The 19,695-nt window shown below is 47.7% G+C and carries 19 protein-coding genes and 1 tRNA gene; 13 read left to right on the forward strand and 7 right to left on the reverse strand.

Annotated features, from left to right (window positions below; genetic code table 11):
• Positions 1-162: 162 nt before the first annotated feature.
• Positions 163-2,298 (reverse strand): ornithine decarboxylase, encoded by a 2,136-nt coding sequence (locus HYQ67_RS21855; protein ID WP_202307829.1) that lies wholly within the window; start codon positions 2,296-2,298, stop codon positions 163-165.
• A 436-nt stretch (positions 2,299-2,734) separates the two neighbouring features.
• On the opposite strand from HYQ67_RS21855, the gene HYQ67_RS21860 reads away from it, so the two are divergent.
• The 3 genes from HYQ67_RS21860 (at position 2,735) to HYQ67_RS21870 (ending at position 4,819) form a co-directional block, all read left to right on the forward strand.
• Positions 2,735-2,810 (forward strand) — tRNA-Phe (locus HYQ67_RS21860).
• A gap of 700 nt (positions 2,811-3,510) precedes the next feature.
• The gene (locus tag HYQ67_RS21865) at positions 3,511-4,473 is read left to right on the forward strand and encodes a hypothetical protein (RefSeq protein WP_115933938.1); all 963 of its coding nucleotides are present in this window, start codon (positions 3,511-3,513) and stop codon (positions 4,471-4,473) included.
• Positions 4,474-4,591: 118 nt separating this feature from the next.
• Complete coding sequence (locus HYQ67_RS21870) at positions 4,592-4,819, forward strand: hypothetical protein (RefSeq protein ID WP_182295363.1); 228 nt, start codon at positions 4,592-4,594, stop codon at positions 4,817-4,819.
• 274 nt (positions 4,820-5,093) lie between these two features.
• Here the strand turns inward: HYQ67_RS21870 and HYQ67_RS21875 are convergent, their stop codons facing one another.
• A complete protein-coding gene (locus HYQ67_RS21875) occupies positions 5,094-6,314 on the reverse strand; it encodes a PDDEXK-like family protein (protein WP_182295361.1) in 1,221 nt (406 codons plus the stop codon).
• A gap of 961 nt (positions 6,315-7,275) precedes the next feature.
• Between HYQ67_RS21875 and HYQ67_RS21880 the strand changes: the two genes are divergently transcribed.
• Positions 7,276-8,472 carry a tyrosine-type recombinase/integrase gene (locus HYQ67_RS21880; RefSeq protein WP_182295358.1) on the forward strand — a complete coding sequence of 399 codons (1,197 nt, stop codon included), beginning with the start codon at positions 7,276-7,278 and terminating at the stop codon, positions 8,470-8,472.
• A gap of 44 nt (positions 8,473-8,516) precedes the next feature.
• On the opposite strand, the gene HYQ67_RS21885 is transcribed toward HYQ67_RS21880, so the two are convergent.
• From HYQ67_RS21885 to HYQ67_RS21895, 3 genes are all read right to left on the reverse strand, one after another.
• A complete protein-coding gene (locus tag HYQ67_RS21885; protein WP_237391391.1) occupies positions 8,517-10,358 on the reverse strand; it encodes a DUF927 domain-containing protein in 1,842 nt (613 codons plus the stop codon).
• A gap of 77 nt (positions 10,359-10,435) precedes the next feature.
• Positions 10,436-11,290 (reverse strand): tyrosine-type recombinase/integrase, encoded by an 855-nt coding sequence (locus HYQ67_RS21890; protein ID WP_182295356.1) that lies wholly within the window; start codon positions 11,288-11,290, stop codon positions 10,436-10,438.
• A gap of 426 nt (positions 11,291-11,716) precedes the next feature.
• Positions 11,717-12,859, reverse strand: coding sequence for a hypothetical protein (locus HYQ67_RS21895; RefSeq protein ID WP_202307831.1), 1,143 nt, complete (start codon positions 12,857-12,859; stop codon positions 11,717-11,719).
• Between the two features lie 81 nt (positions 12,860-12,940).
• Here HYQ67_RS21895 and HYQ67_RS21900 point away from each other — a divergent pair, with 81 nt between their 5' ends.
• The 7 genes from HYQ67_RS21900 to HYQ67_RS21930 all read left to right on the forward strand — a co-directional run bounded on the left by HYQ67_RS21900 (position 12,941) and on the right by HYQ67_RS21930 (position 15,864).
• On the forward strand, positions 12,941-13,315 hold the full coding sequence (locus tag HYQ67_RS21900; RefSeq protein WP_163311686.1) for a hypothetical protein: 375 nt from the start codon (positions 12,941-12,943) through the stop codon (positions 13,313-13,315).
• 3 nt (positions 13,316-13,318) lie between these two features.
• Positions 13,319-13,756 (forward strand): hypothetical protein, encoded by a 438-nt coding sequence (locus tag HYQ67_RS21905; RefSeq protein WP_182295352.1) that lies wholly within the window; start codon positions 13,319-13,321, stop codon positions 13,754-13,756.
• A gap of 79 nt (positions 13,757-13,835) precedes the next feature.
• Entirely contained in the window at positions 13,836-14,267 is a 432-nt protein-coding gene (locus tag HYQ67_RS21910) for a DUF2787 family protein (RefSeq protein WP_372380247.1), read from the forward strand.
• 12 nt (positions 14,268-14,279) lie between these two features.
• Positions 14,280-14,771 (forward strand): lecithin retinol acyltransferase family protein, encoded by a 492-nt coding sequence (locus tag HYQ67_RS21915; RefSeq protein ID WP_226949293.1) that lies wholly within the window; start codon positions 14,280-14,282, stop codon positions 14,769-14,771.
• Positions 14,771-14,989, forward strand: coding sequence for a DeoR family transcriptional regulator (locus HYQ67_RS24235; RefSeq protein ID WP_272929793.1), 219 nt, complete (start codon positions 14,771-14,773; stop codon positions 14,987-14,989). The genes HYQ67_RS21915 and HYQ67_RS24235 overlap by 1 nt, the downstream gene beginning before the upstream one ends.
• 93 nt (positions 14,990-15,082) lie before the next feature.
• On the forward strand, positions 15,083-15,409 hold the full coding sequence (locus HYQ67_RS21925) for a hypothetical protein (protein WP_100777936.1): 327 nt from the start codon (positions 15,083-15,085) through the stop codon (positions 15,407-15,409).
• A 62-nt stretch (positions 15,410-15,471) separates the two neighbouring features.
• Entirely contained in the window at positions 15,472-15,864 is a 393-nt protein-coding gene (locus HYQ67_RS21930) for a hypothetical protein (RefSeq protein WP_182295348.1), read from the forward strand.
• 64 nt (positions 15,865-15,928) lie between these two features.
• Here HYQ67_RS21930 and HYQ67_RS21935 read toward each other — a convergent pair whose 3' ends face one another.
• Together HYQ67_RS21935 and HYQ67_RS21940 are read right to left on the reverse strand one after the other, a co-directional pair.
• Complete coding sequence (locus HYQ67_RS21935; protein WP_182295346.1) at positions 15,929-16,363, reverse strand: hypothetical protein; 435 nt, start codon at positions 16,361-16,363, stop codon at positions 15,929-15,931.
• Positions 16,356-17,267: a helix-turn-helix transcriptional regulator gene (locus HYQ67_RS21940; RefSeq protein WP_181632391.1), complete on the reverse strand. Its 912-nt coding sequence runs from the start codon at positions 17,265-17,267 to the stop codon at positions 16,356-16,358. The genes HYQ67_RS21935 and HYQ67_RS21940 overlap by 8 nt, the downstream gene beginning before the upstream one ends.
• 309 nt (positions 17,268-17,576) lie before the next feature.
• Between HYQ67_RS21940 and HYQ67_RS21945 the strand changes: the two genes are divergently transcribed.
• A complete protein-coding gene (locus HYQ67_RS21945) occupies positions 17,577-19,088 on the forward strand; it encodes an SH3 domain-containing protein (RefSeq protein ID WP_202307833.1) in 1,512 nt (503 codons plus the stop codon).
• Positions 19,089-19,332: 244 nt separating this feature from the next.
• On the forward strand, positions 19,333-19,653 hold the full coding sequence (locus HYQ67_RS21950) for a hypothetical protein (RefSeq protein ID WP_019211386.1): 321 nt from the start codon (positions 19,333-19,335) through the stop codon (positions 19,651-19,653).
• Positions 19,654-19,695 lie beyond the last annotated feature (42 nt).

Genomic DNA, 19,695 nt, shown 5'->3' on the forward strand with positions numbered 1-19,695 from the left:
GGCGGCGCTGGGTGCAGTAATGCGCAAGCTGGTGCACATGTGCTTCGGGGTGCTTAAAACACGCCTGCCATGGGATGAAAATTATGCAGCTACCGCTTGACGTTCAAGACGGTAGCTACAAAATCTGTAGGGCGGATAAGCGCAGCGTCATCCGCCTAAAGTTTACTTCACCATATACCCATAAAGCCGTTTAATTCCGTCGGCATCCGTTTCGCTGTACACGCCCTGTAGCTCCGGCGAGAAGCCCGGCAGCATGTTCACGCCCTCCTCCAGCGCCAGGAAGTAACGCAGCGCAGCGCTTCCCCACACTTCGCCCGGCACCACGCAGAGCACGCCTGGAGGATACGGCAGCGCGCCTTCAGCAGCAGTGCGCCCTTCCGCCTGGCTTAGACGCACCAGCTCGACGTTGCCGCGAATAAACTCGCTGTTGGCATCCTGCGGGTTCATCGCCACCGCGGGCAGGCTCGCCCTGCGGAACATCGATTTTTGCAGCGCTTTGACGTCAAAGCTGACGTAGAGATCGTGCATCTCCTGGCAGAGCTGGCGCAGCGTGTAGCCTTTGTAGCGCACGGAGTACTTCTGGTAGATCGTCGGCAGCACGTCGGCAAGCGGCGTGTCATCTTCAATATGCTGTTCGAACTGGGCGAGCATCGCTACCAGCTGCGCCATCTTCTCTGCACTTTCCGCAGGCGTCAGCAGGAAGAGGATCGAGTTGAGATCCGCCTTCTCCGGCACGATGCCGTTTTCACGCAGATAGTTTGCGAGGATCGCCGCAGGAATGCCGAAATCGGTGTAGTCACCGGTTTGCGGATCGATACCCGGCGTGGTCAGCAGCAGCTTGCAGGGATCGACAAAATATTCGTCCTTCTCATACCCTTCAAAACCGTGCCATTTCTCGCCCGGTTCGAAGCTGAAGAAGCGCCGCTCCTGAGCGATTTTATCCGTCGCATGATCCTGCCACGGACGCCCAGCTACCGTCGGTGGAATAAACGGTTTGATCATCTTACAGTTGGCGATTATCGCCTTGCGGGCCTCTATGCCCAGCGCCACGCATTCCGCCCACAGGCGGCGACCGCTCTCCCCTTCGTGGATTTTGGCGTTCACGTCAAGCGCCGCAAACAGCGGATAGAACGGGCTGGTCGAGGCGTGCAGCATGAAAGCATTATTCAGCCGTTTGTGCGGGCAGAAGCGGGACTGGCCGCGAATGTGATTATCTTTCTTGTGGATCTGCGAAGTCTGTGAGAACCCGGCCTGCTGCTTGTGTACCGACTGGGTGACGAAGATCCCCGGATCGTTCTCGTTGAGATCCAGCAGCAGCGGCGAGCAGTCCGCCATCATCGGGATAAACTGCTCATAGCCAACCCACGCGGAGTCAAAAAGGATGTAGTCGCACAGGTGGCCGATCTTATCCACGACCTGACGCGCGTTGTAGATAGTGCCGTCGTAGGTGCCAAGCTGGATGACGGCCAGGCGGAACGGGCGTTTCTCCTGCGCGCGATCGGGTGCCACTTCGCTGATTAAACCGCGCAGGTAGGCATCATCGAAACAGTGCGCGTCGATGCCGCCGATAAAGCCAAACGGATTGCGCGCCGCTTCCAGATAAATCGGCGTCGCGCCCGCCTGAATCAAAGCGCCATGATGGTTGGATTTATGGTTGTTACGATCGAACAGCACCAGGTCGCCACGCGTTAACAGCGCGTTGGTCACGACTTTGTTTGCCGCCGAGGTGCCGTTCAGCACGAAGTAGGTTTTATCCGCATGAAAAACTTTGGCCGCAAACTTCTGCGCATCCTTTGCCGAGCCTTCGTGGATCAGCAAGTCGCCGAGCTTAACGTCCGCGTTGCACATATCGGCGCGAAAAACGTTTTCGCCGAAGAAATCGTAGAACTGTCGCCCGGCCGGGTGCTTTTTGAAGAACTCACCGTGCTGATGGCCAGGACAGGCGAAGGTGCTGTTTTCCATCGCCACGTACTTTGTCAGCGTGTCGAAGAACGGCGGCAGCAGATCCTCTTCATAGCCGGAAGCTGCCGTTTCCAGCTCCAGATAATCCTGCGCTCTACCCGTGATAACGCCGGTAAACGCCGCCTGCTCGTCAGGCTGAGTTTCCGCGGCCAGGAAAACAGGAAGGTTAAAGCCCGTGCGTTTCAGCAGCGCCAGAATGCCGCTGCGGCTGTCGGCGGCAGACAGCACGACCGCTGCAACATCGGTAAAGTCCGTATTATCGAGCGTGACCACTTCACGATGGGTGGAAAGCGTGGCGGCCACGTCGCGGCTGGCGGCAATTTTCAATAAGTTCATATGCACAAATCCCAAAGCTCAAGGATGAGTGGGTGCCATAAGGCACGGCAAAGGGAGCATTCCCCGGCGAATGTGTCTGCGAGTCTGAAGGAGAGAAGCCACTCCGACCGCGAGACATCAGTAAAACCAGGCGTCACCTGATTTTACTGTTGTCCGGCAGCGAGCTTGCGTTGCCCTCACCGCATGGTGAGCGAGGGTCTTAGGGATACGGCAGAAAGGGAGCGGCGCGCCATCGGGTGATGTCGGTGAACATTGACTGTGAACATCAATAAGCGCCCCGTTGCAGATATGCGAAATTTCGCGCAATCATGGCACCTTCTCACGCGGGGTTCAAGCCGCAGAGGCCAACATGGCGCACATTATTCATGCAAACGGACGCCGTAAGCTGACAAAATCATTGACGAAGAATGGGCTTTACGGTTTAATGCGCCCCGTTGCCCGGATAGCTCAGTCGGTAGAGCAGGGGATTGAAAATCCCCGTGTCCTTGGTTCGATTCCGAGTCCGGGCACCACTATTTAAAGAAACCAGCCTACGGGCTGGTTTTTTGCTTTCTGAGGTTCCGGTAGATTTCTGGTCGTCTTAGCCACAGTTACCGCCACTCGGCTTCTTCCATCCAGTCTGAGCATTTCCCTTTAGCGACATCCTACCCTTCCGGTCACTGTGCCAACGTCTGCTGGTTTTCACGCTGCCAATAAACACTATTTCCAACTTGTATGCTTATCGGATGGATTCATCACAGCAAGGCAGCATCCGGTCTTTGTCCGGTCTGGAGAAGAAAGTATCATCGCTTTCCCTGTTATATGTGAGCAGTTACATCTGATCTGGCTGTTTTTGCATTTCACTTGAGCATCGTTCACAAATGGCCTTATCACTTCTACAGAGATTCAGGATTTGAATCTGACATTTTACTGCATTTAAGTTTGACGGGCTGCCTTGAGCTAAATGCTGCCCTTCGGTGTTTTCGTGGGCAATTGAGAGACAGAAGAAGGCATCTCTAACAGAAAATCTGATTTATCGCTTTAAAGTAGGTGATCAGCCCTTGCATTTTTTGGGATTTTTTGATTTTATGAGAAGGTCAGGATCAAGCATGGTGGCCGTGCATGTACTTTAACTGGCAACTTTAAAATGATTAACCCTGGATCGAACTACAGCTTCGCGATTAACGGCCCAACAAAGCGCAGCTTAAAACGTCGATTTTTAGGAGTATAGTCATGTCCAAAAAAAGTCATTCTAATGAAACTCTTCGTTCAATTTACGCTCATTCAGCCAAGAAAATTAGCTCTCATGTTTTTCATCAGCTAGCTCATTCCGCACTTGGCACTGTATCTCCCGAAGTCTTCGCAAATAACCCACTACCGATAGGGACCGGTTTTAGTTCGCGCCAGTATAACCGTCTCGATACCATCGAACGTTGTAAGATTCTATTGAGTGAAAGCGAGCTTATGGCTTCAGTCATAACTTCAGAAATCATTTCCGAACTGGATCTTGCTGGGGTAGGTATAAATCAGGTTCAGGTATTGCTTGATCCACTTTACAGTAAAAAAGCAAAGGATAAAGTGTTTAGCGCATTGCTGAAAAACCTGAAGCTAAACGAGCAAGGTGCTGTTTTAACGCCTGAAACTGCGACTTTAGCCTTGGCGTCAAAACAGATCCCGTTTCCTGATACGTCATGGAAAGGGCGGTTTTCATTAATAGCCGCGTATCCTCGTAGTGGTCAAAATAAGCTTGTTGAGCAAATTAACACAACTGCGAGCTATCTTTGGGTGTTCCCTTCTGCTGGTAATGATGTGACAGGCTTAGCCTCATCAGATGATTATCACAAAACTAAATTCACAGAAAGTGCCCAGATGGGGATGGGATTCAGCATCATTCAAGCACCAACCGTCCGTGACACTTTCTTCCGAGCTAGAGAAAAAGGTGGCCGAACATTTCTGCATTACAATGTTTACACGCCAATATGGTCCTACCGCGGAGCTACGCAAAAGTGGTACCTGGGCAATATAGTCCATTCTGATATTCGAGATGGCGACCTTTGGTCTAAATATAAATTAACTGACCTTTTACCCAATGGTCTTGAATCACTCCCTCGTGTTCACGCCTGCCCCAAATGCAGGATGCTTTTCATCGACAACAATCCGCATTACAAAGATATTCCAGTCGTTTGCAATTGCTGAGTCCTGTTCTAGGCTTCACAGCAATGTATTAACCCGGTACAAAACCATGCCTTTATAAGGGTATGGTTTAGTACTCAACCTTCAATCATTTCAATACGTTTTTGCGTTGAGGTAATTTATGAGCAATAACTTAGGTACAGTCCATATTTTCACCGATGAAACTCTTCAGGAACGTGACATGGAGATTGCCATTAAGGTGACTCAAGCCACAGCTACACATGTAGTCCGGGAGATGAACAAAATGAGCCCCCCGCAGCAACTTCGAGCGGGAACAAAAAAAGGTCGCGAGGAAATGATGCTATCTGAAGATGTTCTGATGAATATACTTGGCACTGTTAGTAAATAAAATTGACCCCATCTTCAATGACAAACTTAACTGGGCCGATCTAATGCGGCCCATTTTTATGCTAAAATATCTCGTTATCTATTGCCCATGAGATTCATGCCAAAACACAGAAAATTTTTTAAACCTTTTTTGAATAGACTACGTTAGAAAATTAAAACCACTATTGTTAACATGAATACCTTGTGACAACTTCCAGCACTACAAGGTAATATCCGGTCATTGTTCGGTCTCTAGGAGGGAAGCTCTTGCACTTTCCCTCTGATGTGGTGAGGTTTTAGCGAAGCAGGTTCGTATCCAGCTTTTCGTGAATAGTCATAATGACTTCACACAATGTAGCAAAAATACTGTCTTCATCACGTTCACCGAGCTTAGCCCAGACAGCGCCATCATTACCCCAGTTTTGTGGAATCCGTTTTTTCCCTTGCGGGTCAAGATCCCAGCTCCACCATGAGTAATGGTTATTTAGTTTACCCTGCATGTGTGGAAAAATGTCAGATAAAGCAGAGCCTATAGCTTCACGTCCTTCGTCATTACCTTTTCCGGAAATTCCAAAATACAAACCGTTATAATTTGTTCTGTCGAATTCCCAGCATAAATAATACACACCATTAGGGCTTAGTGGCATGTAAAAACCCGCCCATCGACTCGATGGTTCAACATCAGAGATCTCAATAGCAAAAGGGTAATCAGCAAATTGATTATTTAAATCAGAAATTAACTCTTTGAATAAGTCACGGCGAACCTCATTCATCTGGTTAAAAATCATAAATGCCGATTCTATAGAGTGACTATCCTTACGGATGATTTCTGACAACTCACGACTATTATCCATTATGAACTCACCATTAATTGACTGGTTGATATATTTAATCAATGATTCAACAAATATCCTGACCGCACCTGCCCGAACACGCAATAAACACTCACTCAGCCATTCGACGACTTCATGCCATGATATTGTAAGGATATTTTGTTTCAGTGCTTCGGGTGTATTGTCAGGAAGAGTGAACTCACCCGGTTCCTGATTGCATAAATAAATTAACTTCCATGGTCTTTCACATTTGTTCAGCCATAATGCATAATCCCGTAACTGATTTTCCTGATCTGCTGCCCATGGCTTATTTTCGATAGCAATAAAACCCTCTGAAGACATCATCAACAGGTCTATATTTCTTCTGTTTTCAATAGTGACTTCATAATCAACCCTGACTTTATGATGGCTGCCTCCGATTGTTATAGGGCTATCGTGCCCACTCTTTTCAATGAGGGAAAGAAATCCCTTTAGAAACAGTGCTGACTGACCATGAGTTTCATCAGGAGAAAGCAAAAATCGTAGATAGCGTGAAAGAGCCAGTTCGTCATTCTTTAGCCAGTCCATAAGGCTGAAATCAGGTGCCAGCTCGGCCTGATAATGTAATTTAGCCAGAGTCGTCACTTCATTCCATCGTGCAACACTATCCAGAAGCGCTGCGGCATGCTGCTGTATGGCATTCATTGTCTTACCCTTTTGGCAAACGATGCTCACCACACTAACGCTGTTCACGGTATGAGCAAGTGCAAACCAGAAAAGATCTGATCAGCATCAACATAGCACCTTTCTCCCGTCCCTTTCCCGCAATATCCCCGTAGTTTTCCCGTCACAGAGATCCACACATCCCTTGTATACCAACACTTTGCTCCAAATTTCCCGTTTTCCCGATTTATTTTCACAGGGTGGGTATGAATGCTTACCACTAGACATCAATCCAGCATTTATATCACTCTGTATATTCCTTCATAAAATAATGGTAATAAACTCAATCCAAACAAACATACGTTACATGATAAAAACAAATTAAACAGACAATGAAGGTTTTTCATTTTATTTTCTCAAATGGAATGATATATCGTTAACCATGAGTTTTATTCTTGCAGCAGATAAATGTGGAAACTCAGCGTGACTGATATTTCTTTGATAATTAAGTTAACTGTTAATATTCATATTCATTAATAAAATAGTTCCAAATTAACTGTAATGATTTACTGATCAACAAACGGTTTCATGTACATATTCATTTATATATTATTCATATAGGTTGTTTATTATCTAATAAATTTACCCTCTTCACTGAAAGACCGATAGTAAACAACACACCGTTGCCTTTAATTCAGTGCCCTCCCCTGCACCATTCTCACGGGGAAACGGGGAATTACCTGTCAAAACGTTATGGCGCAATACTTTTTCAGCTCCCGTTTTAAGGGATTTCGCCGGGTAAGTTGCGGGGAAGACCAGAGACGGACCGGAGAATTCTGGCGATCACCTTCCCCCCATCAGTAGCCGTCATTGCCACAACATAGTCATGCTACCTTTTCTGCTCCAACGCGCATTACACACTGAGGAACGGGACTCTTCCCTCCCAGCCTCACTTTCTGACCTCACTAACGTATTAATCACCCTTGCATAAGGAGACTTCTGCATGTCCACACCACGCCGTTTTAAGTTCACTCACCGCCTCATTGATGGTCTGCCTCCTAATGAATCCGATGCGCCTTCCCGTGAAGCAGAATACAGCGATTCGGAAATCAGCGGGCTCAAATGTCTGGTAGGCAAAGGAGAAGGCAGGAAGAAATTTCTCCTGCGCTATCTCTGGCAGGGCCGCAAACGCGCCATCAGTATTGGTCACTGGCCGGAGATTGACGTCACGACAGCCCGAAAGATTGCCACTGAGATGAAACGCCAGATAGCCATCGGCACTGACCCGCGTTACGAGCGGGACAAATGCCGGGCCATACCCACTCTCCAGGAAGCTTTCAGCCAGTATTATTTCCCGTGGGCAAAGCTGCATAAAAAGAGCTGGAACAAGGATGAACAGCGCTTTCGTGATCACATTGCTCCGGTGATGGGAAATCTGCTGCTTAATGAAATCACGCCCCGTCACGTCACGCATCTTCAGTCATCATTGTGTGAAACCTGTCAGCCTGCCACCAATAACCGGGTGATTGCCCTGCTGAAAGCTCTCCTCAGATGGTCATTGCGTCATGAGATGGTGACAGTGAACCCAGCGGCAAACATTCCTCTGCTGCGTGAAAATAATGCCCGTCAGCGGTATTTCTCGGAAACGGAAATCCGGCGCATATTCGAGGCTGCCAGTGAGGACAACAGTCGCGTGGTCGGGATTTATATTCGTTTACTGCTGCTAACAGGGTTGCGTCGTGATGAGCTGAGACTGGCGAGATGGGTGCATTACAACAGGCAACAGGGAACGCTGTGGCTGCCGGAAACCAAGAATGGCTCGGGCAGGCTGGCGCATCTCAACGACTGGGCAGTAAAGCTGATTGATGAACTGCCGCGCTTCGGGGGGAATATCTGGATGTTTGGTGGCAAAATGCCGGGTAAACCTGTCTGCAATGTCACCAAAGCCTTCAGACGCATTATCCGACGGGCGGGCATTTACGATGACGAGGTTTGCATTCACACCTGTCGGCACTCGGTAGCGGCATTAATCGTTTCCCGGGGAGGTACCTTATATGACGTTCAGGCTCAACTGGGGCACCGCAGTATTCAGTCATCCCAACGTTATGCTCACCTGCACCCGCAGCGGCTGAAGGCCACCGGTCAGTTGATCGAGCAACATATTGGCAATGCACTGGCCTTTTCCGGGACATCGGATTAATCATCAGCAATGAAAATGGCAGCCATGCAGGCTGCCAACAGTTGCTAGCTGAGTGTGGCACGGAGGAAACTGTCGTCAATAATGAAGCCGTTGATCGCTTTATTCCCCATGAGTTTGCGGGAAATCAGGCGGTCTCTCTCAGTTCTTATCAGAAATCCACGGGCATCAAGTAGTTTGGCTAGCTGCCTGGCGTTCACACCATAGTGTTTCACCCAACCGTCAATTGCTTCTGGCAGAACCAGCATCTGTTTCTCCGGTAATAAAATGCCATAAACTGGCTCATAACGAGACAGGATAGGGTTTCGGGACAAGTTGCCAAATTTCTGATGCTCCGTGCCCAGGGTAGTTTGCAGGCACATCAGCGCCTCCAGCTTTGGGTCTGTTTCAGGCTGAACATTCGCCATCCAGATATCCAAAGCGGTTATCAGCGTTGCAAAAATTTCGTCTTCACCCCACTCCAGAATTCCAGAGTCATACGCCATAAATGCAGCGGTGCCGGGTACTGCGAAGCGCTTTAACAGTCGCTTCTGGACGTTATTTAGCTGATAGCCACGCTCTTCACAGTGAGCAAACAGCGTCTCACGCACCCACTCATGCAGCTCATTGACATAATCACGCGTTTCAGCCTCGTCATTCGTCAACCTGACCAGGTATTCGATAAATGCCCGCCCTGCGGTCCCGTAATATTGCGCCGAGTTAGCCTTAATTGTTTCGATACGGCTGCCACAGTCCTCACTGGATTCATCAGCACAAGACCGTACATGTTCGGGAGTGATAAGCAGGTCAATACTGCGATGAAGCAGACCGTCTTTAACCGTTTCACCTCCATCCCTGAGCCGTTCCTGCATCGAAATCTCACCGGAACTTATGATGTTAAGAAGCCATGAAGCGGGCTCGACATTTTTCAGCGTCTCACCGGACATACGGTTCTTACCTTTCCCATTCGCCAGCGCATAGATTGCATCGCCCATTTTTGGCCCCTTATACACACCCAGTTCATCGATCAGAGCGGTGATGTGGTTGCGTTGTTCAAGGGTCATCTCCAGCGCGTTCGGCGTCGTATTCCACGACTCGATAAGGCTTTCACTGCTTCCCGGTTCGCCGCCATTGCCATTTACCGACGCTGCCAGCTGCAACAGGGCAGTCTTCCCAACACTCGATTGCCCGTAAAAATGATAGATAATGCCCTGTTCGTTCAGTAGGGGAAGCAGGCACGAACTCAATCCAATCCACACTGCCAGCTTTTGCATATCACCGGTTGCATGCATCAGAACCTTCTCTTTCCACTCATCCAGACTTCCCCGGGCATCGATACCCGACGAGGGATTGTACGAAGCGGCAGGGATCATCCCGTGAACTTCAGTAACTGTTTCGGGTTTGATTGCGTGTCTGCCATGCATGAAGCACAACTCCCCGGGTTGCCAGCCATGCCTGTTGACCAGACGATAGCGTTTTAGTGGCAAAGTCGCGGCAGCACGAAAGTAAGTGTTCATCGCAGGCACAGTACTCACAGGGATCAGACCCTTTCCGGCAAAATGTCGGCAAACGGCTTCGCTCTTCGATAAAACTTCTGCAACCGGGACAATTTCCTGGCTGACCAGCCCGCTTGTGGTCTGGCAGTAAAAAACCACCGATAAGCCAGCACTCTGGTTTTTATCAGCTGCCAGACCGACGGGGATAATATATCCCGCCATAATTAAGCGTGATTCTCCGGCCCGATCGATACCATACAACCCTTCTTTAGCCAGAAAATAACTTTCGGGCTGATTATCTGACAGGGTTAGCTCAGGATGAGTCTTCAACTGCATTAAATATTGAGCAACATCTTCAGGACAATTAAAATCGCGAGATGACATTACTACTACATTATTTTTCACATCAGACATAACTGCTCTCTTATAAATTGTATTTTGAAGTTATGGGGCATCCTTCCATCATTGAATGGAATTGTCCCAAACATGTTCTATGGTTTGAGCATTATGCTCATTGCTTTCTCAATATCAGCGTGCTGTTGTCCGCTGAAATAATTTGCGTACCGCTCTGAAGTCGATAAACACTTGTGGCCCAAAAAGCGCTTTACCGCATACAGATCTCGCGTGGCAGCAAGCATAGCGGAGCCCGCTGTATATCTCAGTTCGTGAATAGTGAAGGGTACAATTCCGGCCTTTTCACAGATTTTTTTCATCAGCCTACGAGGTTCAGCCACTTTTGTACCGTGCGCAGATCGGAACAGCAGACCCTGATTGCCGTGTTTCGTCAGTTGCGAACAAACAATCTCCATAGCTTCACCACATAACGGTACCAGGCGCGAATCTCCGCTTTTCGTGTCCCGAAGAAAGAGCGTATTACGGGTGAGGTTGAGGTCTTCAATACAAGCTGAACGAGCCTCTCCTAACCTCATACCAGTGAAGGCAAGCAAACCTAACAACTGCAGGGTATCGCGGTTCTCTGCCTGAATTTCAGCTTTCAGGACACGAATAAAAATGCTGAACTCTTCCGGCTCCATTGCCCGTCGCAGAGAAGATGGCTCACGGAATGCTTTTATTCCGGCAGCAGGTGAAACCTCTAAATAGTCGTATTCCACCGCCCACGAAAAGATAGCTTTCAGTAGTGCCAGATGTCTGTTTCGGGTTGACGGTTTAAGTCCATCCAGACCATGAATATAACTCGCGATGTCTCGCCTATTTATCTCGTGAAGTTCAGCATTACCCAATCGGGGTAGAATATAATTCTTCACTTTCGATAAATCTGATGTATAGGACTTTTTGTACAAAATAGCGTAGTTCAGGTAGTCGGGTAATAACTCAGCCAGCTTCACTGGTGCTCATCTCTTGCTGGCTGAAGTAGTGGTATTCATCGTTGTCTCCTTCGTTTACTTGTTGGCTAACACACTACGGCGCTGGTATGGGCGGCAATTTCGCCAGCATGAAAGTTTGTATTAGTGCTGGCGAAAGTGGCTTCGTTCATTGCAAGTCCTCACTCTGTTACTGCTATACAAATGTCACACTGATGTGACTCGAACCCGGCCGGGGTTGAGCCATTTAATGAGATTTTCGGCCACCTGTATACAAGGCCATACACGGAGAAATTGATGAAAAAGAACTTTATGCCTATGAAAAATATGGTTTTATATTATTCCATTGTCAGCCAAAATACGGGGGATGTTCGGAGATATTGCAGGAACAAAAGACACTTTTTCCCCCTGCAACACAAGAAAGTCAGACAAATTTTTCCGGCAGAGCGCTCAAGGGACAGGATTTCTGGCCCGGAACAGTTCATCAGTAAGATAGAGGCAACTAGCCTCCCTATTCAGAATATTTTGAACACTTTTAAACCGGCGTTCCTCGTTAGTGTCAAGCCAACCAAAATGACTCCCGATATCACGATGCAAGTCCATGAAGCTATATTCTTCGCTGCCATCATTTTCCAGTCTGTTCAACGTGGAAAACAAAATGCATTTCATTATGATTTTCTTTTGTAATTTCAAAACAGTATCGCTGGGCATTGAAAAACGACGGCTCAGATAAAAAATAGTTGGTCGCTCAGGGGAGAGCCTGCCTTTACGGCATAGCATATGGTCCTCTGGCAGCAGAGTGCGTAATTCAGATAACAGTAGATATACAAAAACAGTATCAAAAGCGATTTTCTTCTCAAGCACCTTTCTGGTTTCGTTATAATTATTAGAGTCAAAATTATCAGAAAAATTTTTTGCATCAACCCTGCACTCCTTGTATAAGGCCAGTGCATATTCAAGTACTCGTTCTGGCTGGGTGCGTGCATCACAGAGACTCATAACATGATTCAGCCCCATCTGAATGCAATGCATAAGAGCATCAATCATTTCATGATTAATCCCGTAAAGAGAATCCATTCCTTTCCCTTTAAGGTCTGATGTGATGTTTCGACACATCCTTTCATCATCAGAAAAAAAGCCCTTCACTGTTGGAAAGAAAGAATAACCGACAGATTCATTTTCATCTTCTAAAAAAAGTTCATTGGTTAATAGTGATACACCACAAAGCTGAAGACATTTTTCAACCATAGAAATCTGTTTAGTTATGAATTCATCATGATACATATTCGCTTTAAGATGCATTGGATAATATATTTTTAGATAGTTCCCAAGCAGACTCTTCTTGAACGCATCCGTTTTCAATCCGCGCCCCCGATAACGCATATCAGCAAAAAAAGGCAATAAGAGCTCACGCCGTTCAAAATCTTCAAACTCATATAAGACAGAGTTAACCACTGGCTTCCTGATATTATCAAAATACACACTCCCATTCAAAAAGCGAAATAAAGTCGCTGACGTCACCCCCTCCATATATTTTACATCAGCATCTCCAGTCAGATTTTTAAGGTATTTTTTTAACGTACTATCCAGCATATCCAACCTCCACCTGGGCGTCATAAAGTAATTATTGAACCACATATTATTCTGGTGCCCATTATTATCCAGGACACCACCATGCGCATTATACAGTCTCCGGCAGACGCTTTCTGCCTGCTCGTGTCTCCGGTTCAGCAACTGCAGCTGGTTAACGAACTCACCGAATGCACCGACAACAGCCTCACTGCGGCAACGACGCTGTGGGAGGAAACTCAGACCCAACTTTTATATCTGCTTCCCGATGAGGAGAAGCACCTTCCTGAACAACTGACCACCTATCTGCACCATTTGGCCTGCAATGCCGAATACGTCATCCGTCTGGATGATTCGCTGTTTCTTGCCCTGACCATTCTCAGTGATTCAGGCCAGGGTTTTTATCTGCTGTTCCCATCGTCAGCAACCTTTACCGGGGCCGCTGAACTTATCGCTATGGCTCAACCTTCAGGATATTAACCGATGAAAAAGACCAAACCCGCACCAGCCTCTAATGCTGAAACTCAGAATGACCTCTGCGTTCTTACCGGTGAGGCCGAGAAGATTAATCCGCATTCCACTGGCCTGCTGCACTGGGAGATGACTGAAAATCTGGACGGGAAACGAGGGTTACGCATTACCGCCAACGACAGTGGCGGTCTGTTCTCCCGGGAATGGATTGCCCTGAGCGCTATATCTGGTGTTCTGAAAGCCCATGAAACCGGAGATTTCACCTCTACGGCTCTGCGCCCGTTGTTTACCAGCGCCAGCCGCAATAATGCGGGTTTCCTCGCCGCCATTCTTCGCTGTGCTGATATCTGTCTCACCGAAGAGGGTTCAGGCGGGGTGTTCAGTCATCGCTGTTACCCGGACTGGGAAAAGCGACTGGAAAAACTGCTGACAATCCCCCCTTCTGCCTGACCCCCTTTATCCCCCTTCCTTCATGACCTTTGCACTGCCGAAGGCAACCTAATTTATATCGCTATAAAGGAGATTATCTGTGATCCCTAATTCACCCACGTTGCACCAACCCACGCTTGACCTTCCCCTGAGTAACGAATTTATCGCGCTGATAACCACACACCTGGCGGCACTGCCCGACACTTGTCAGAATGTCGTGCTGAACTTTCGTGACCTGGAGTACAGCGCCGAAAGCGGCGGCTGGCATCCGGTAGAAATTCGCCTCATCCGCAGCGAGCAGCCTGAAATATGGCAACTGGATTACCTCACCGACTTCAGCTGGCAGGGCCGTGTCTGGCCCGAACTGGCAAAGGAATTCGATATCAGCTGGTCTCAACGCTATGCCTGGCACTGCCTTATCGGGGAGCTGCCTGTAAACCGCGAGTTGAGCGAATTCTGGACGCTCTGGCAGGATAATTTTGTGGCGTACTGCGCGATGGATGTCTTCACCGTCACCGTTTCCCCGGACTGATAAGGAGGCTTTATGCTGTTCACGCTCATTTCCCGGCTGGCGATGTACCGGTCTCTGTTCAGTCTGGCTGAAAGCTTCACCGACAATGTTATTCGTGACACGGTGGATGAACCGGCAAGAGGCGGCATCGTCTGGTGCGAACTGGCAGGTGGCTATGTCACTCACAGCGGTATCTACACCGGCAACAACCGGATTGTGCATCTGTCCGGTGATGGTGAAGTGCTTTGCAGCGACCGCAAAGGGTTTATGGCCAGACTGAATGGCCTGAACCCAGCCATGTCGGTCTATACCGATTGTCAGGGACGCTTGCCCGTGGGAAATATTGCCGCAGCCGGTCGGGCATTACGGGCGCTGGGCTCCAGACGTCAGTATCACCTGCTGAAGGAGAACTGCCACCGCTTCACAGCGGAGTGCCTGACCGGAAGACCGGATAACGCCGTGGTCCTGCATCGCCAGCTGAAACGGCTACAACGCGGCAATACCTGGCGCGTATGGGAGGACTGATGGCCCGCGCTGAAAAACTTGCCGAACGCCTCTGCCACTGCGTCATTTTGCTCTGTCAGGGAAAGACGCTTTCTGTCCGCGTACTCACTCAACTATTCGGGATTTCACCCCGCACGGCCCGCCGTGACCTTGCCCGCATGGGCTGCATCATGGAGCCCGCCTCACCCGGATGCTGGCGACTCTCTGCACCACTTCGACATGCCTTCATCCATCGCTGAAAATTCTTTCCCCAGTGGTCATAACCTGTCCAGCCCACCCGATATGCTCATTCGGCGGTATCCCGCATGGCTTGTTAATTAAGGAAAAACATCATGAACAAGATTTTTACTGCACTGCTTATCTCGCTCATACCGCTCGCCAGCGCTCATGCCGGGCTGGTTCAGGTTGAAAACCGGGTGAGCTGTTATCTGGCGCTAAAAGGTAATGAAACCCTGATGGAGTCCAGCGGACGTGACATCGCCTTTACCAAAAGCTGGCTGCACAACGAGCTGGCCCGCCACGGTGTTGACCAGGAGTCCATTAATGAAAACACTGATGCTCTGGAAAATGAACTGCCCCGGGCTTATCAGCAGGCTGCTTTCGCGGATAAGTGCGTCAGCTATTACAGCAAACCCGCCAACCGCAAAGGCGATGAATAATCATCAGCCTGACGCTATCAATAACTGAATTCAAACCTCTTCATTTTTCACAGGTTAATGTAATGAAAAACATCATTCTCACCGCATTCATTCTGGCAGCATCTGCTTCAGTATCCGCCGCTCAAATCTCACTGGAAACAGCGGGCCGTTGCTATGAGGCCACCCGTCAGTCAACGCAAATGGCCATGCTGCTGGACCCGGATGCAAAGGAATACAAAAATATTGGCGACAACAACAAGGAGCTGTTTGGCACGCTTTCCGGCGGCGTGGGCGAAAAGGACTCGAAGAAAATACGCGATGCGTGGAAAGCCATTCTGGATAATGCAGGCATGGAAGGAAAAATGGCGAAATCAGACGGGTATAGTGCAATGAATATGTATCCGCACGATGTCATTATGCAGGAAGCTAATAAATGTGTCCGGCTGGCGCTAAAAAGCGGCATAGTCAAGTTGTGATAGTCAATCAATAACATAAGGGAGAGCACTGTGCTCTCCCTTATCAATGATTCGCTGGTGTGGTTTATTTTTTGCCCGGTGGCGTGATTTCGCCATACTTCACCTTCAGCCGGACGATTTCGCACTCATACCAGGTGATAATGACCTTCAGCAGCGCATTCACTTTCTCCAGGTCACGAGGAGCAGAATATCCCACCATTCCTTTATTCATAGGGCTGAAGCGTTCCTTACGGGAAAGCGTCATTGCCGCCAGTTGTTCATCAATGCCGTGCATCAGCAGGTGGCTGCCGTCCCCCGCCTGAAATCGCTCACAGATAAATTCGGCATGTTTAAGTAAAACCTCTGGCTGAACGGGGAAAGGACTGTCCAGCCAGTCTTTCAGCTCGGCATTTTGCGCATTATCATGCGCCCCCAGCAACCCGCTCAGTAAGTCCACTGCGAGCGCCTCAAAAGCGTTTTCCGCATCATTATCGTCGTATAAAGTCGTTTCGTTATTCATCTGATGTTTCTCCATTCATTTCATCATATCGAGTGAGCGCACTGCGCATGTCGTCAATAATCTGATTGCGGATGGACGCTGGCTTAATGACTTCCACCTCAGGCAACCAGTATTTGATTAGAGGAATAATCTGCCGGGGATGCACCACACGGGAAATAACGAGCAAATCACCGGTTGGTGTTGTATGGATAATTTCCTGACCGGGATAAAGGTTGCGGCGAGAGAAATAGGATGCCGCACGGGCTGAGACAGCGATCAGTACTTCGGTGAGTTCATCGCCATACCAGATACTTTCCGCAAGTTCCACCTGCTGAATGACAACGGGATCAGGGCTGAATCGCATATTGCTGACCTGCACATGCGTTATCGTGGAAACTGCAAAACTCTTCAACGTTCCTTCGTGCCGGGCGGCCAGATACCAGAGCCCTCTGTCATTCACGACACGATAAGGTTCAGTGGCCGAAAACATCTTGTTTTTATAAGTAAACGCAATCTTCTGGGATGCCTGAATCGCCCCAGAAATGGCATTCAGGGTGGACATGAAAGCACCACAATTCTCATAGGGGCGTTGCTTGATCAGGAAGGGATTGTTTTCGGTATCCCCCAGGAGCACGTTCAGCAGGCGATCTTCCCAGCGTGGGAACAGCCCTTCGATACCGAGTATGCGGGTAAAACGGCGCAAATCCGTGTTGCTGCGTTTCCCCAGAATCCCTTTAGGCAGGCGGTACTGCTTTCCTTGTCGGAGCAGGTTCAGGTAAGCAAGACGCTCGGTCAGATCACGCCGTATTGTTTTTTCACAAACGTTAAATTCGTCAGCAAGCCCCCTGACGGTCAGTGACTCACCATTGTTGAGGCGCGTCAGTATCAATCCAAGTCGGTATCCAAGTTTGTCGTGTCGATCCATTCAGGCATCCGGGTTGCTGAAGCAGGAATGGATTATCAACAGAGCAGCGGACAGGATGAGTCCGTGCATAACAAATATGCACAAAAACAAAATACATTGCAAAACAATGACTTATCATGAAGTTTAAAATTGGACTCAACCTGTACTTATTAACGCACTATATAAAGCAGGGGGATGTATGCCTCCGGGACGATAAAAATGGTAGTTGCAAAAGGGCTGTGAGGATTGCAGTGATAACCCCCACATAGGGAATGAAGACTAAGTTCAAAATATGGCATATTAGGAGGATAAAAAGACGGGAAAAATAATATGAAAAATAAATCTAATTTCAGAATTCGCGAACTAACGGAAAAAAAACAACGTGTGATGACTGAGACTATGAAGGCCGTTGCTATACCAGGCACCAGCGATAATCTGCATTCTAATCTGACATCGCATAGTGCAATAACCGAGGCTATGAAGGCTGTTGCTATGCCCAACATCAGCGAATCATTGCGTTCTAGTCTGACGTCGCATAGTGCAATGACCGAGGCTATGAAGGCTGTTGCTATGCCCAACATTAGCGAATCATTGCGTTCTAGTTTGACGTCGCATAGTGCAATGACCGAGGCTATGAAGGCTGTTGCTATGCCCAGTATCAGCGAATCACTGAGCTCTGCTCTAACATCACATAGTGCGATAACCGAAGCTATGAAGGCTGTTGCTATGCCCAGTATCAGCGAATCACTGAGTTCTGCTCTAACATCACATAGTGCGATAACCGAAGCTATGAAGGCTATTGCTATTCCGAGTATAAGTGAATCACTACGCGCTAATATGGCACAGCACAGTGCGATAACTGAGGCCATGAAAGCGGTTGCTATGCCCAATATCAACGAATCCCTTCGTTATGCACTTGAGTTACAACGAAATACGATTGCAGATGCAATGAGCGCTGTTGCTATACCAAACATCAGTACCATGCTAAGTTCAGCATTAGAATCACAGAATGTGAATATAACTGATGTGTTAAAAATAAGGAAAAGCACATCATTTTTAGATGGTAACTTATTTAGCACTATCGTCGATTCTGGTCTTGGAAAAATGGCTAAAGCCATTGCTGACACATCAAATTCGTCAAACAACCATAGTTCGTTAAGTTGGAAACTTAACTCTACCATGGAAGAAATGGCTAGAAAAGTAGTAACCTTCTCAAGCTACAATCCATCAAACAAGACGCTTATAGATAATTCTTTCCTAACAGCCGCCTTAGCTTGGAGTAATTCACCTGTTGGCAAGGAAATGGCGAGCATTATTAATATTCAGAATGTGGATGATTCTGTTATTGGTGATGCGTTAGAATTAAGCGAGGTTGTTACCTCCCATTCTTCGAGAATAAGTAATAAAAAAACCATCTTTGAACAATTCCATGCGCTCCCTCCATTTATTCAACAAATAATCACATGGATTCTTTGTGAAGTTTTACTAAGTATCGTAGCTGATGCTGGCAAGGAATATATCTTGATTGCAATTAATAAAACAGAAAGCTATGTGTCCTCTCTTTTAAATGAGCATCCTATCACCCAAAAAGAGATAATATCATCCAACCCAGATATTAACTGGAAAGAACTAAATAAGTTTCGACTAATCACCGCTGACAACGTAAATATGAGAACTAAACCATCGATGAGCGCCGATGTGATTGAGACTTTAAATAAAAATACAGCAATTGCAGTAATTGACTCTACGAATAGACAATGGTTGTATATTCAAGTCATATTTCATGGTGAAAAAACGTTCGGATGGGTGAATAGAAGTTATACCAAGAGGTTAGGTCTATAGCTCTGGAAGGAGTGCAGTAAGTAATGTTGACACTCTCAATAATGTAAATCATTACCTATACCACACCCCATCACGTTGATACGCGACCAGATTGCCATACTGCACCAACAAATTTATCGAGATGGAAACAAGGAATCGTGTCATTTTCGAGCGTTTGACCACAGATCTACAATTGTGATAACCCTAAGATAGGTAACGTATTTTAAGGAGTTTTATCTTTAATTGACTACGTAAGGAAAGGGTTATGCACAACCAGCATGATGTGTTCATAGACGCTATACATACCAAAAAGAAACTAAGAATACGATTCTACTCTGAAGACGATGGGCGTTACATTGAAAGAGTATGTGCACCAATGGATCACGCTGCCGGAACTAGAATCAAAGATGGGATCCCACGATATTGGGTTTGGGATTTTGAGAGCGATAAAACTAATCACACCCTCCCTTTAAGGGAAGAACGTATCGAGTATATGATTGATACAGGCGATCATTTTGAACCTAGTTCCTTTGTTTCATGGCGTCCAGCATGGGTAATTGATAGGGATTGGGGCCAGTACAGCTGAGTTCTATTGTCTGCATCAAGGTTATCTTGCAGCCGCTATTTA

Source organism: Dryocola clanedunensis subsp. sulfonylureivorans (assembly GCF_016756775.1).
Lineage (GTDB): Bacteria > Pseudomonadota > Gammaproteobacteria > Enterobacterales > Enterobacteriaceae > Dryocola > Dryocola clanedunensis.